The sequence below is a fragment of the Bradyrhizobium sp. genome, from assembly GCF_030693485.1.
Taxonomy (GTDB): Bacteria; Pseudomonadota; Alphaproteobacteria; order Rhizobiales; family Xanthobacteraceae; genus Bradyrhizobium.
Genome location: NZ_JAUYAN010000132.1, coordinates 1 through 12,813, shown reverse-complemented (window position 1 = coordinate 12,813; position 12,813 = coordinate 1). Strand labels below are relative to the sequence as shown.

At 60.8% G+C, this 12,813-nt stretch carries 15 protein-coding genes; 14 read left to right on the top strand and 1 reads right to left on the bottom strand.

Features of this window, described 5'->3' with window-relative positions; translation table 11 throughout:
* The first annotated feature begins 13 nt into the window (after nucleotides 1–13).
* The 13 genes from Q8N40_RS09710 (at nucleotide 14) to Q8N40_RS09650 (ending at nucleotide 11,901) form a co-directional block, all read left to right on the top strand.
* Nucleotides 14–1,756: a glycosyltransferase family 39 protein gene (locus tag Q8N40_RS09710; RefSeq protein WP_305318647.1), complete on the top strand. Its 1,743-nt coding sequence runs from the start codon at nucleotides 14–16 to the stop codon at nucleotides 1,754–1,756.
* A 1-nt stretch (nucleotide 1,757) separates the two neighbouring features.
* On the top strand, nucleotides 1,758–2,597 hold the full coding sequence (locus Q8N40_RS09705) for a phosphatase PAP2 family protein (RefSeq protein ID WP_305711671.1): 840 nt from the start codon (nucleotides 1,758–1,760) through the stop codon (nucleotides 2,595–2,597).
* A gap of 70 nt (nucleotides 2,598–2,667) precedes the next feature.
* Nucleotides 2,668–3,420 (top strand): glycosyltransferase family 2 protein, encoded by a 753-nt coding sequence (locus Q8N40_RS09700; RefSeq protein ID WP_305711670.1) that lies wholly within the window; start codon nucleotides 2,668–2,670, stop codon nucleotides 3,418–3,420.
* On the top strand, nucleotides 3,413–3,742 hold the full coding sequence (locus Q8N40_RS09695) for a lipid-A-disaccharide synthase N-terminal domain-containing protein (protein ID WP_305711669.1): 330 nt from the start codon (nucleotides 3,413–3,415) through the stop codon (nucleotides 3,740–3,742). The genes Q8N40_RS09700 and Q8N40_RS09695 overlap by 8 nt, the downstream gene beginning before the upstream one ends.
* 180 nt (nucleotides 3,743–3,922) lie before the next feature.
* Nucleotides 3,923–5,056 (top strand): acyl-CoA dehydrogenase family protein, encoded by a 1,134-nt coding sequence (locus tag Q8N40_RS09690; RefSeq protein WP_305711668.1) that lies wholly within the window; start codon nucleotides 3,923–3,925, stop codon nucleotides 5,054–5,056.
* Nucleotides 5,053–6,000, top strand: a complete 948-nt coding sequence (locus Q8N40_RS09685) for a MoxR family ATPase (protein ID WP_305711667.1) — start codon at nucleotides 5,053–5,055, stop codon at nucleotides 5,998–6,000. Before Q8N40_RS09690 ends, Q8N40_RS09685 begins: the two co-directional genes overlap by 4 nt.
* On the top strand, nucleotides 6,000–7,367 hold the full coding sequence (locus Q8N40_RS09680) for a VWA domain-containing protein (RefSeq protein ID WP_305711666.1): 1,368 nt from the start codon (nucleotides 6,000–6,002) through the stop codon (nucleotides 7,365–7,367). The genes Q8N40_RS09685 and Q8N40_RS09680 overlap by 1 nt, the downstream gene beginning before the upstream one ends.
* 462 nt (nucleotides 7,368–7,829) lie before the next feature.
* A complete protein-coding gene (locus tag Q8N40_RS09675; RefSeq protein WP_305711665.1) occupies nucleotides 7,830–8,144 on the top strand; it encodes a hypothetical protein in 315 nt (104 codons plus the stop codon).
* A gap of 24 nt (nucleotides 8,145–8,168) precedes the next feature.
* Nucleotides 8,169–8,525 (top strand): hypothetical protein, encoded by a 357-nt coding sequence (locus tag Q8N40_RS09670; protein ID WP_305711664.1) that lies wholly within the window; start codon nucleotides 8,169–8,171, stop codon nucleotides 8,523–8,525.
* Nucleotides 8,526–8,534: 9 nt separating this feature from the next.
* On the top strand, nucleotides 8,535–9,779 hold the full coding sequence (locus Q8N40_RS09665; protein ID WP_305711663.1) for a hypothetical protein: 1,245 nt from the start codon (nucleotides 8,535–8,537) through the stop codon (nucleotides 9,777–9,779).
* A gap of 241 nt (nucleotides 9,780–10,020) precedes the next feature.
* Nucleotides 10,021–10,353 (top strand): hypothetical protein, encoded by a 333-nt coding sequence (locus Q8N40_RS09660; protein WP_305711662.1) that lies wholly within the window; start codon nucleotides 10,021–10,023, stop codon nucleotides 10,351–10,353.
* Between the two features lie 84 nt (nucleotides 10,354–10,437).
* Nucleotides 10,438–11,409, top strand: a complete 972-nt coding sequence (locus tag Q8N40_RS09655) for a hypothetical protein (RefSeq protein WP_305711661.1) — start codon at nucleotides 10,438–10,440, stop codon at nucleotides 11,407–11,409.
* A gap of 21 nt (nucleotides 11,410–11,430) precedes the next feature.
* The gene (locus Q8N40_RS09650) at nucleotides 11,431–11,901 is read left to right on the top strand and encodes a hypothetical protein (protein WP_305711660.1); all 471 of its coding nucleotides are present in this window, start codon (nucleotides 11,431–11,433) and stop codon (nucleotides 11,899–11,901) included.
* A 35-nt stretch (nucleotides 11,902–11,936) separates the two neighbouring features.
* Here the strand turns inward: Q8N40_RS09650 and Q8N40_RS09645 are convergent, their stop codons facing one another.
* Entirely contained in the window at nucleotides 11,937–12,116 is a 180-nt protein-coding gene (locus Q8N40_RS09645; protein ID WP_304743426.1) for a hypothetical protein, read from the bottom strand.
* Nucleotides 12,117–12,457: 341 nt separating this feature from the next.
* Here Q8N40_RS09645 and Q8N40_RS09640 point away from each other — a divergent pair, with 341 nt between their 5' ends.
* Nucleotides 12,458–12,622 carry a hypothetical protein gene (locus Q8N40_RS09640; RefSeq protein WP_305321775.1) on the top strand — a complete coding sequence of 55 codons (165 nt, stop codon included), beginning with the start codon at nucleotides 12,458–12,460 and terminating at the stop codon, nucleotides 12,620–12,622.
* Nucleotides 12,623–12,813 lie beyond the last annotated feature (191 nt).

Below are 12,813 nucleotides of genomic sequence, written 5' to 3'. Positions count from 1 at the left end.
CGTATGCGGAACCATGGTCGAGACCTATGCCCGCCCCCGATTTGGAGAGCCGCGCGAGCCGAAGAACCGGGTCAATCCGGGCAGCCGGCTTGCCGGCTTGCTTGACCTCGTGGCCGCCAGTCACGTCAGGGCGACGCTCTTTCTCGTATGCTGCGGCCTCGTGCTGTTTCTGCCGGGCTTCTTCAATATCCCGCCGATCGATCGCGACGAGGCCCGGTTCGCGCAGGCGACCAAGCAGATGGTCGAGAGCAACGATTTCGTCGACATCCGCTTCCAGGACGACGTCCGCTACAAGAAGCCGGTCGGCATCTACTGGATGCAGTCGGCCGTGGTCGAGACCGTTTCGGCGCTGGGCTTGCCGCAGGCACAGATCCGGATCTGGCTGTACCGCATTCCCTCGCTGATCGGCGCGATCGGGGCGGTGCTGCTGACCTACTGGACGGCGCTGGCATTCGTGACCCGGCGCGGCGCCATCCTGGCCGGGCTGATCATGTGCAGTTCGGTGCTGCTCGGCGCCGAAGCCCGGCTGGCGAAAACCGATGCGATGCTGCTGCTGACCGTGGTCGCGGCGATGGGTGCGATGGCGCGGGTCTATCTGTCGTGGCAGCGCGGCGAGGATCCGCTGCGGCCGCCATGGTCCTGGCCGGCGATCTTCTGGACCGCGCTGGCCGCCGGCATCCTGCTCAAGGGGCCGCTGATCCTGTTGTTCGTCGCACTCACGATCGTCACGCTGACGATCCTCGACCGCTCGGCGGCGTGGCTGTGGCGGCTGCGTCCGGTCTGGGGCCTGATGTGGATGCTGGTTCTGGTGCTGCCCTGGTTCGTTGCGATCTTCTGGCGCGCCGGCCAGACCTTCTTCACCGATTCAGTCGGCCGCGACATGCTGGCGAAATTCGCCGCGCAGGAATCCCATGGCGCACCGCCCGGGTTCTATCTGGCGTTGTTCTGGATCACGTTCTGGCCGGGGGCTGCGCTGGCGGGAATGGCCGCGCCGGCGGTGTGGCGGGCGCGGCGCGAGCCCGGCGCGCAATACCTGCTGGCATGGCTGATACCGTCCTGGATCGTGTTCGAACTGGTGATGACAAAGCTGCCGCATTACGTGCTGCCGCTCTATCCGGCGATCGCGATCCTCGCGGTGGGCGCGCTGGAACGCCGCGTGCTGTCGCGCTCATGGCTGATGCGGGGCGCGGCCTGGTGGTTCGTGATTCCGGCGGGGGCTTCGGTGCTGGCCGTGGTCGGCGCGATCGCGCTGACGCGCCAGCCGGTGTTTCTGGCCTGGCCCTTCATCGCGGCGGCGCTGATCTTCGGGCTGTTCGCGTGGTGGCTCTACGAGGACAGCCGCGCCGAACGTTCGCTGCTCAACGCCGTGGTCTCCGCGATGTTTCTGGCGATTGCGGTCTATGGCATCGTGTTGCCCTCGCTGACGCCACTGTTTCCGAGCCCCGAGATCGCCCGCGCCTTGCGCAACGTGGTCTGCGTCGGACCGAAAGCCGCCGCCGCGGGCTTTCACGAGCCGAGTCTGGTGTTCATGACGGGCACCTCGACGTTGCTGACGGACGGATCCGGGGCGGCGGATTTCCTGGGGCAGGGCAGTTGCCGGTTTGCGCTGGTGGAATCGCGCTCGGAACGCAGCTTCGCGGCGCGCGCCGAAGCGATCGGGCTGCGCTACAACGTGGCCACGCGCATCGACGGCTATAACTACTCGCAAGGCAAGGCGATCTCGATCGCGATTTTCCGCTCCGAGGGCACCCAGTAAAATGTCTGCGCCGGCCGGCAGCTCAGCAAATTATTTCTCGGATCTCGTGGCCGTCACGCGCCGGTCGATCGCGCAACTGGTGCGCTCGCCTTCGCATTCGCGCCGTGCCGATGCGGCGCGGCGATCGGCGCGCCACGTCCTGCAACTCACGGCCATTCTGGGCGCCGCGATCATCGCGCTGATGTACCTGCTGGATGCGACCGAGATCGGCTGGATGCCGAAACGCGGCACGCCGAGCCTTTGGCCGATCCGCATCCTGACCGAGTTCGGCAAATCCGCCTATGTGATGTGGGTTTTGGCAGGGCTGTTGCTGGCAGTCGCATTCACTGCCCCGGCCTTGCGCGGGCAGGCGCGGTCGCTGCTGCTGGGGCTGGGGACGCGGCTGCAGTTTATCTTCTTCGCCGTCATGGTGCCGGCCCTGGTCGGAGACTTTCTCAAATGGGTGGTCGGGCGCGGCCGGCCGTTCGTCGGCGGCGAAGGCAATGTTTTCAACTTCAGGCATTTCGGTGGCTCCGAAGCCTTTGCGAGTTTTCCGTCCGGACATGCCAACACCGCCTTTGCGCTGGCTTTTGCGGTTTCCGCGCTGTGGCCGCAGGCCCGCCCCTGGATGCTGGTATATGCCGTCGCGATCGCGTTCAGCCGCCTCGTGTTGCTGGCGCATCATCCGAGCGACGTGGTGGCCGGCGCGCTGGTCGGCGTGATCGGCGCGATGGCGGTGCGCCACTGGTTTGCCGCGAGGCGCCTCGGCTTCGCGATCCGCGGCGACGGCACCATCCTGCCGCTTCCGGGGCCCTCGCTGGGGCACCTCAAAAGGGTTGCCGGAGGGGCGTCAGCCCCATAAGAAGCGGACGCCGTGAGGCACCGGCGCAGCGGGTTCCGGCTGCAAACCGTCTCCAACGACGAGTATCGATTTGCCTTCATCTGACGCGACAGAAGTGGTTGTTTCCATTGTCGTTCCCGTTCGCAACGAAGCCGGGAACGTGGCGCCGCTGATTGCGGAAATCGCCGCCGCGCTCGATGGCCGATGGGCGTACGAGATCATCTATGTCAATGACGGCTCCACCGATGCGACCGGCGAGCGGCTCGCAGCCTTGATGAAGGCGCGCGCCAACCTGCGCCAGATCCGGCATGCGACGTCATCGGGGCAATCGGCGGCCGTGCGCAGCGGTGTCCGCGCCGCGCGGGGAACCATCGTGGCGACGCTCGACGGCGATGGGCAGAACAATCCGGCGTTCCTGCCGGATTTGATCGCGGCGATCGAGAACGGCGGCGACCGCGTCGGCCTGGCCGCCGGCCAGCGGGTCGGGCGCAAGGACACCGGTTTCAAGAAGCTGCAGTCGCGCACCGCCAACGGCGTCCGCAACGCCATCCTGCGCGACGGCACCCGCGATACCGGCTGCGGCCTGAAGGCGTTCCGGCGCGAGGTGTTCCTGATGATGCCTTATTTCGACGGTCTGCATCGCTTTCTGCCGGCGCTGGTGCGCCGCGAGGGTTTTGACATCGTCTATGTCGACGTCATCGACCGGCCGCGCCATTCCGGCGTGTCCAATTACGGCTTCTTCGACCGGCTATGGATCGGGATCATGGATCTCGCGGGCGTGTGGTGGCTGATCCGCCGCAAGAAACCGACGCCCGTTGCGACCGAGGTGATGACTCATGACTGACCTGTTCAACATGCTCGCCACCTATCTGCATGAGGTCTTCGTCATCAAGTTCGATGGCTGGGTCATTCTGGGTTTCGTCGCGCAGGGATTGTTCACCATGCGATTCGTGGTGCAATGGATCGCCTCCGAGCGCGCGCGCAAGAGCGTGATCCCGGTGGCGTTCTGGTTCTTCTCGATCGGCGGCGGAATCCTGCTGCTGATCTATGCGCTGTATCGCCGCGATCCCGTCTTCATCGCCGGCCAGTCGCTCGGCCTCGTGGTGTATTTTCGCAATCTGTATTTTATCATTGTCAACGGACGACAGTCGTCGATCAAGAGTTGAGCGGGGCCTTCCCAAGGGCCAATTTGCGACCTCTGCCCGGGCCCGGCGCGGACCTGCTGCGGCGCCTCACCACAAAAATGCGAAAACAACCCCATGAACAGTAGGATATCTCGTCTGCAATGGTGTAATAATACCTCTCGCACGCTGGACCGTGCCTCTAAATTCAAGTTGTTTCATTGAATGCCATATCGTTCGAGCCATGACGTGTCTGCGCGGATCGATCATTGGTGGTCGATCGCCAAGGACGACATCCTCACCGATCCGTTCGGGCCGATGGCGGCAGCCGGCCTGTTCCAGATCGGCCTTCCCGGCGCGGGTGCTGCGCTCGACAGCTACGCTGCAATTGCGTTCGCCGAGCAGGCGATTGCCGCCAAAACCGGCCTGCTGGGACTGGCGAGCGGCTTCGCCGCCCGGCAGGTGATCGCGCGTTTTTTCATCTCGGGTTTTGCCACCGGGGACCAGCGCGCCGAATGGCTGCCGCGGATTGCCGCCGGGGAAGTCTGCACGGCGGTCGCGATCTCCGAGCCCGGCGCCGGTGCGCATCCAAAGCATCTGAAGACCACAGCCGAATCCCGTGGTGCGGGATATGTCATCAGCGGCCGCAAGGCCTGGGTCACCAATGGCCCGGTCGCCGACCTGTTCCTGGTGCTGGCGGTGGTCGCGGTCGCGGACGGCCGCAAGCGCTATGGCCTGTTCATGCTGCCGAAGGCGACATCAGGCCTTGTGATAAAGCCGATGGCGGCGCTGGACGTGCTGGCGCCGGCGACCCATTGCGAACTCGAACTCGATGGTTGCGAGGTGCCGGCGTCTGCGCGGGTTGGCGACTTGCCCGACGCCTATCCCGTCATGGCCATGCCGTTTCGCGATGTCGAGGACACCGTCGGAACCGCGAATGTTTCGGGGTTGCTGAGCTGGCTTCTAGAGAAGGCCGCAACGCATACCGAACGCTCGGAAGAGAACGCCTTGAGGCTCGGCCGCATCGCGGGTCTGGTGTCGCTGGTTCAAGCGGCGAGCCGGCTTGCGGTGGCGGCGCTCGACGGCGAGGGAGAGGATGTTCCGGCTCGGGTGATCGGCGTAAGATTGCTGGCGCGCGACATCGTCGGCGAAATCCGCGAACTGCTGGGGCAGGGCGCCACCGATGACGCCGCGATTGCCCGGGCGCTGGCGGCGTTCGACATGCTGGCATCGGTCGCCCGCGAGCCGCGCAAGGTGCGGCAGATCAGGCTTGGAGATTCAACAAGGCCTGGAAATTCAACAAGGCCTGGAAATTCAACAGGGCCTGGAAATACAATCGGAAGCGAGCAACAGGAATGAATACCCAACTGCCGGCGGATTCGATCGAAGCCGTCACACGCGGGCTGGCGTCAGCCGGCTATATCGCCAGCAAGCAGATCGCAACCGCGGTCTATCTGGCGGAGAAGATCGAGAAACCGATCCTGGTGGAAGGCCCGGCCGGCGTCGGCAAGACCGAGCTCGCAAAAGCGCTGGCGGCGTGGCGTGGCCTGAAGATGATCCGCATGCAGTGCTATGAGGGGCTCGATGAAGCCAAGGCGCTGTATGAATGGAAATACGCCAAGCAGCTGCTCTACACCCAGATCCTGAAGGACAAGCTCGGCGAAGTGCTGGGAGGCGCCGACACGCTGGCCGCAGCGCTCGGCAAGCTGCACGATTTCGGCGACGTGTTCTTCTCCAAGGAATTCGTCGAGCCGCGCCCGCTGCTGCAGGCGCTGGAGCAGGAAAAGGGCTGCGTTCTGCTGGTCGACGAGATCGACAAGTCGGACGCCGAATTCGAATCCCTGCTGCTGGAGATCCTCAGCGACTATCAGGTCTCGATCCCGGAACTCGGAACCGTCTCGGCGATCGTCAAGCCGACGGTGATCCTGACCTCCAATGGCGAGCGCGACCTCTCGGACGCCCTGAAGCGCCGCTGCCTGCATCTGCATATCGGCTTCCCCGAGCAGAAGCTGGAGGAACGCATCGTCGAGAGCCGCGTCCCCGGCATCTCCGCGACCTTGCGCAAGCAGATCGTCGGCTTCATCAACCAGGTCCGCGCGCTCGACCTGAAGAAGCTGCCCTCGGTCAGCGAGACCATCGACTGGGCGCGCGTGCTGGTGTTGCTGCAGTCTTCGGAACTCGATCATGAAACCGTCAAGGACACCCTCAACGTGCTGCTGAAATACGAGGCCGACATCGAAACCACGATACCGCAGGTGTCGGGCTTCGTCGCCAAGGCCGGCCGCCATGGCGTGTTCGGCTGATGCGCGAGGAACTGCATCGCTTCTTCCGGGCGGCGCGTGGCGCCGGCGTTCGGGTAAGCCCTGCGGAAAGTATCGATGCCATGAAGGCGGTGGCCGATGTCGGGTTTGCCGAGCGCGGCATCCTGCGCGACACGCTGCTGCTGACGCTGGCCAAGAGCCAGGACGAAAAGCAGGCGCTTGGCGACTGTTTTGATTTGTTCTTCAGCCAGCCGGAAGTACCGGAAGAAACCGCGCCGGAGGACGCCGCCGATAGCAAAGGCGCGGATTCGGCACCCAGCGAGAACGAGGCGGGCGATCCTGATACCCCGGCCCCGGCGCTCGGCGATCTCGCGCAGATGCTGATGTCGCGGGACCGCAACGCGATCGCCGCGGCGATGGCGGCAGCGTCGAATGCCGCCTCGCTGTCCGACATCCGCTATTTTACCCAGCGTGGCATTTTCTCGTCGCGGATACTCGAAGCGCTCGGCATCGAGCGCCTGCGCGACGATCTGGACGCGCTGACGGCGACGAATCCCGGAGACGCTGAACGGCTGGCGGCGGCACTCGAGGCGCTGCGCGAAAACGTGCGCGAGGTCGTCAACCAGGCGCTGGTGCTCTACGGCCGCGAGGAAACCGAGAACCTGCGCAACGAAATCCTGCGCAACGCGCCGCTGGCCCGGCTCGAACGCCGCCAGGTCGAGCAGATGAAAGCCCTGATCCGTGCCATCGCGCGGCGGCTGCGCGAGCGCTACTCCAAGCCGCGCAAGCGGCAGCGGCGCGGCCATCTCGACACCCGAAAGACGTTGCGGCGCAACGCCGCCTGGGGCGGCGTGCCGTTTCTCACGTCGTGGAAGCGCCGGCATCGTGACAGGCCCAAAATCGTGGCGATCTGCGATGTCTCGGGATCGGTGGCGCAGGTCTCCGATTTCTTCCTGCTGTTGATCCACAGCCTGCACGAGGTGGTGGACGACGTGCGCTCGTTTGCGTTCTCCGGCCACCTGATCGAGGTCTCCGACATCCTCGACACCAAATCGCCGGAGGAGGCGATGAGCGAGATCATGTCGAAGGTCGGCTTCGGGTCGTCCGACTATGGCGGCTCGTTCGTGGATTTCGAAAAGAGTTTTCTCCGCAGCGTGACGCCGAAGACCACGGTGATCGTGCTCGGCGACGCCCGCACCAACAACCTCGATCCGCGCGCCGACATCCTGCGCACGATTTCCGAGCGCTCCAAGCGGCTGGTCTGGCTCAACCCGGAAGGGCGGATGGCCTGGGGCTGGGGCGATTCCGAAATGCCGCGATATTCGGCGTTCTGCACCGTGGTGCGCCAGTGCTCGACGGCGAAGCAGCTGGAGCGGGCGGTGTCGGATATTGTGGCGGCGTATCAGTAATTCATTGGACTACCGGCGCTTTCGGCCAGTCGTTTGTTTCGACTCGCCCCAATATTGATACGGCAAAAGGGCGTTTTTTAGATTTAGAGAATCTTGCGTCATGTCGGCGTTGCTGCCAACTCCTGAAGGAGCAACGTAGGGTGAGTGGTGTGTTTTAAATGATCGTCGCCATGCACCATCGAGTGCCGGCAAGCGGTTACGCGGGTGTCGGTGAGGGCGGGAGCGATCGTTCGCCCCCGCGCCGACTCTGAGTGCAGGATTCTCAGTCAAGAGTTGAGAGTAGGGCAGCTCATCAACCCCGACGAATTTACGACGCTCGTAATGGTTGCAATCCTACTGGAATTACAGTTTACTTACTAAATTGAGGTTCGGTCGACGGCGGCCAATCATATTTTGGGTTTTGAAATGAGTTTGGATTTTGCGGTGCGAGGCAGCGCATCCGTTTTGTCGTGGATTTCGTTCTTGGCCTTCGTCTTCTTTGCAGCGACGCAGTTCAAGGCCACGGATGACGCTAGCGGGACGATGCAAAGCACCGTGACGGCTGTGCCCCAGCAGAACCTCTTTAGCGTCGATATAAGTAACTTGCTCGAAAGCGCGGCGAATCCCATCGTTGATCTAACCAGGGCTAGGCAGATGCTGTCAGCACTTGGTGCGTCGGTCCTGTTCGTCGCTACAGCCTACGACGTCAACAAATCTCAGTGTGCCAGTCCTAAACGCGGGCCGTTGAACCAGCTAAGCCTGGTGCGCCCGGCAAATAGCGGAAACGAGTGTTCGTAATCTAAAAACTCAGGGGAGATGAAATTGGGGAAACCAGCAAAGAAACAAGCAAAGAAAGCCGCAAAAAAAAGCGCCGCACCGAAGCCGCGTGGGCTGTTCAGGGCCGCGCACGCGGCTAAGGCAATAGCTGCTTCGAGAATCTATGCGTTGTTTGTGAGTGTTCTGGGCCGTTCGATTAAGGACCTTGCGGATCCGCCTAGTGACTACGGCATCACCAACGTCATCGCCTATGGAGACCATCTAAACCACACAGATCAATTCAAGCCGTATCATCTCGATCTTCAGTCGAATGACATGGTGAATGTTCAAAACATGGGCGACCTTGGGGGAGCCATTGTTAAGAACTTCCAGGGCAACGGATGGACAGTTACTGCGACTTAAGAGGCGAACATGGGTGCGAAATTTGCGATCGTCGTCCTGCTCTTGTTTTTCCCTGGCATTGGCAACGCTCTGACGCTCGAAGAGCTGCGGCGTTACGACCAAGACAGAAACGAGGCGCTGAACAAGGCGGAGCGGGACATTTATGCAGCCCATCGCGATGATCCGATTCTGGCCAAGTATGATACCAACACGAATGGCCGGCTCGATCCGGAGGAATTGCGGTTACTGCGCGCCGACATTGACAGCCGGTACGGCGGCGGGAAAACGCCGCCTCCTAAGCCCGTAACGGACCCGAAGAAGTTGTTCGCGATCGGGAAGGAGATCGATGATGCGAAGCGGGGCGGCATCCCGCTTGAGGATCTCGTCCAAACGCCGAAAGCCTTGCCAGATGAGTGCAAGAAGCCGCAGGCAATCTTTGTACGACGCGATCGGATGGATAGCTTCCTGTATGGCATCACGGCCCGCTCGAAGGCACAGGGTGCTTCGATTAGTTATACTGGGGATCAAGCGGAGCATGTTCGTACGGCTAAGATAAACGGAATGGTCGCCGTGCTGCCTGAGGGTTGGCGGCAACCCTGCCTTGAGCGTCCCCCGGGATATACTATCGATCAGGCATATCTTTCGGCATTCGCGATCGCCCCATGGATATCGGCGCAAGGCAGCATCAACGATCCGGTGAAGAAGTCGGAGAAAAGTGCGCTGACTGGAGGATTCGACGCGCAGTGGAACATTTTCGGAGGATTGTTCAATCTTCAGGCGTTCAAGGTCTCACCCTATTATCAGACCGACTTTCGCGGCGTAACGCGGTCTGAAGGTGCAACCGCGTCTTGGGAGCCTTGGCAATACGCGGTCAGGCTCGGAGGTTCACCGACGCTGCTTTCACCTAACTTCGATTGGTATTGGCGGGTTCAAGCTGAGGCCGATGCCAGACGCGTCGACAAGATCGGTTTTACAGACCTGCAGGTCGGGCGGTATGCATGGGTGGGCGGCACGGTGCAAGTGTATGGCTTCTTCTTCCCGACAAGCCTCGTCGTTCCTGAGTTTCTGCAGAATCGGCTCAACGCCGTATTTACCTACCAGGGTTATTGGGACGCTTATTCGTCGCAGTCGATATCGAGGTATGCTGCTGAGGTAGCCTACAACATTACCGCGGACGGCGACGCCTCGATTTCGATTGGCTACGAGCGTGGTACGAACAAGGAGACGATGACGTGGCTCAATCAGTACGTCATTCGGCTGAATTACAAATATTAATGAGAATCCGCATCGATTTGGTTGTACGGTACTAAAAGGTTCTCCAGCCAAGCGAGCACTCACGTCGGGGTGCGTGGTCGACCTCCCGGCTTAGTTTACCGAGGATCGGCGAAGGATAAGGAATGCTTTCCGCAAGACTTCGGAAGGGGCTCATGCTGTTATGTTGGAAACTGTTGCACACTTTCAGGTTGTTTTGCGAATCGTTCCCGGCGACCCTTACCTGGGGTTGTGGGGCGTTTGCGTGAGTAGTCCGTTCGATATCTCGAAGGAACTGGGTATCATCAAGTCGGTCACCAGCTGGGGTTGCTGGGGATGGAAGGCCGGTCGCCATTGGAAGGCCAGCCGGGTCCACAAGCAAATCGAGCAGCAGTACGACCCCGAGACAGCCGAAGCGGTTGCTGCCGCGATCGGCTCCGGTCGCAACCCCCAACGCATCCTTGAACGCGCCGAGCGCCGTAAGGCCGAAGGCGCTGAGCGTGACAAGCTGCTGACCAGCCCGCCGCCCCTTCATGGCTCCGCAGCTGCCCTTCCGCTAGCAACTTCGCTTAAACTTCAAAACATTCTGTCGGAGTAAAGGATGCGAGAATCGCGGATACCGCGAAACATTTGGGTGGCGGTGTTAGGGACAGCTATCTGTATGTTTTCATATGGACTGTTGATGAGCTCGGTGTCAGCCCGGGAACAATCGGTGTTCCGATTTCAGGGTGCGCCTGAGTTTATGTATCTTAGGTCATACTCAAAGTCCGTATTGAAGGGCTACACTCGATCATTGTGGCAGGATGGCGCTATCAGCCTTGTGGTAGGCAGTGTCGTTGAAGCGGGTAATATCGAGCTGTCATTTTATCGTGTTGAAGATGAGGAGCGCGCAAAAAAAATCGCAAGGGAACGGGAGGATTACGATAAATGTCCCTCTCTAGTGGAAACCTCTTGTGATATCGAAATTGTTCGCAAGGCCTTAACGGATCTTGCGATTGCCCCCGTACAGAAGTTTTCATATCACTTTAGCGCTAAAACAGGGTCTTGGGTGGGCGTCGGCGGGCCAGCCACATCCGCGAAGTACGCTGAGTTCAAGACAGAGAAGGACTACTATCCGGGAAGTGTCGAAGCTCTGGCTTTGAACGATAGAAGACATGCAAATAAAGCTCCGTACGACAACCTGCCGGTGGACGACCTTTTCAAACGGAATATTTATCATACGATAGCTGGCGTGCCGCCCAATCAGGATTTCACCTTCAAGACGCAGTTTTGCGATAAGATCAGCGAAGGGCTTGAGAAGCTTCTGCAAGAATCCGGGAAATGGGAAGTAAACGTTTCGCCGGAGCAGCACCAGACCTTTCTGGTGAAGTTGAAAAGTCACTCTGGCCGCGACTTCTTCTACAAGGACGGGCACTGGTGGAAAGCGTATGTCCAACTCTATTTCGAGGAAGAGAGTGGCGGCAAGTGTTCCCGGGTAAGGGTTTATCTCTTTGATACGGCTGTGTGCGGCGGCCCGATGACGGACGATCCGGACAAGAGTGGAAGAAGCCAGTGCTTTCAGCGTATCGAGTGGGACTCGAAGGCAGAGATCGATCTGAGAGACCACTTGGCAAAGATTCTTGTCAAATCATACGGCGCGCCGCGCGCGAATTAAGCTGACCGGAAGGGGGGTCATTTGAACATCGAAGTGATGAGACTTGTTGTGGGCCTTATTGTCCTCGCGACCCACATCGTGGCCTTCTTCGGTATCGTCGTTTGGCAGAGCGGCTACATCCCCGTGGCGACCGAGCGGCTTGACCTGGCCTTACTGCTTGTTCCGGTCAGCGCCGGATTTTTCCTTGCCGTTGTCCGGTCAGCGGTCCAGAACAGGAAGGCAATGATTGCTGCTGCCGAGCCGGTAGGTGTGAACTATGTGGCCGTTGTCACTACGGTAGCGTTGGCGTTTAGCGGAGCGTTGCTATTTTTTGTTTTTAGCTACCCGGCTGTAGTCGGACCGACGACCGTTGAACTCCGGCGCTGGCTCGTCATTCTCGAGATCGGCTTCGGGGCCGGGTTTGGCATGATAGCGGAAGATCTGTTCGGGAAAGTCGAGAAGGTATTTGTCCAGCCGGACGGGACGGTCAAGGTGGGGAAGGCCGACGACTGAATGCCACGGGTGAGCCGTACCTGCGGTCTCGTCGCTCACCCGATCAGCCATCGGCCCTTGTGGATGTCGAACTTCACCGCGCCTTCGCTCCGCATTTTCATCAACAGCGACTGGCAGGCCTCCTCGTTGGGAAGGTTGGCGCGTTTCATGACTTCGTAGATCTTGAGCGGCTTCTCGCGGAGCGCGGTCAGAATCTTTTCGCGATCGTTCAGCATCACACGGGCTCCTCAATGGGGATCGACATTAGGACGGGCACACGCACCTGCAAGCGGCAAGGGCTGGCCCTGAACTGGTTGGCTTCTGCTGTTTTAGCGGCGCGCGCAAGGCGCTTTTGTGCGCCGGGCCTTTAAGTTTCACGGGCCTGAAATTTCAGGCGTGCCTGGCCGGTCGGCTTTCGCGTATTTTCGCGCGGTCCCATGGACTCTTTCTGTTCACGGAGAACGAACAGAGGCCACGAAATCGGCCCGGATGACTGGTTAAAGAATCGTCATTAACCGAGTCTATTTGCAAATCATAAACGCCCCGCTGGCAGTCTGGTGAAGTCCAGGAGGGTGCCATGGTGATTTATCCCGTGCCTGCCGCGGTGACGCAGGCCAAGATCCAGCTTGTCATCGACGAGACCGCAAAAGCGCCGGCGACGGTCATCAACAGCGACGTGCAGGCGCTTGTCGACGCTCAGCGGCAGGCCGAGCAGCAGGCCCGGGTCGACGTCAAGGCCTAGTAACTGGAATCATAAATCGGTATTGCTGCCCATCCTTCGAGACGGCCACTTCGTGGCCTCCTCAGGATGAGGTTTAACTTGCTGAAACACAACAACCTCATGCTGAGGAGCGAGCGACGCGAGCGTCTCGAAGCATGGGCAGCAAGGCAACTGCCGAGGAACTGCCAAGCAGCTTTCATGGCCAGCAGCGG

Coding starts and splice junctions, on each gene's coding strand:
- Q8N40_RS09710 (WP_305318647.1), top strand. CDS start 14: ATGGTCGAGACCTATGCCCGCCCCCGATTTGGAGAGCCGCGCGAGCCG.
- Q8N40_RS09705 (WP_305711671.1), top strand. CDS start 1,758: ATGTCTGCGCCGGCCGGCAGCTCAGCAAATTATTTCTCGGATCTCGTG.
- Q8N40_RS09695 (WP_305711669.1), top strand. CDS start 3,413: ATGACTGACCTGTTCAACATGCTCGCCACCTATCTGCATGAGGTCTTC.
- Q8N40_RS09690 (WP_305711668.1), top strand. CDS start 3,923: ATGCCATATCGTTCGAGCCATGACGTGTCTGCGCGGATCGATCATTGG.
- Q8N40_RS09685 (WP_305711667.1), top strand. CDS start 5,053: ATGAATACCCAACTGCCGGCGGATTCGATCGAAGCCGTCACACGCGGG.
- Q8N40_RS09680 (WP_305711666.1), top strand. CDS start 6,000: ATGCGCGAGGAACTGCATCGCTTCTTCCGGGCGGCGCGTGGCGCCGGC.
- Q8N40_RS09665 (WP_305711663.1), top strand. CDS start 8,535: ATGGGTGCGAAATTTGCGATCGTCGTCCTGCTCTTGTTTTTCCCTGGC.
- Q8N40_RS09655 (WP_305711661.1), top strand. CDS start 10,438: ATGAGCTCGGTGTCAGCCCGGGAACAATCGGTGTTCCGATTTCAGGGT.
- Q8N40_RS09645 (WP_304743426.1), bottom strand. CDS start 12,116: ATGCTGAACGATCGCGAAAAGATTCTGACCGCGCTCCGCGAGAAGCCG.
- Q8N40_RS09640 (WP_305321775.1), top strand. CDS start 12,458: ATGGTGATTTATCCCGTGCCTGCCGCGGTGACGCAGGCCAAGATCCAG.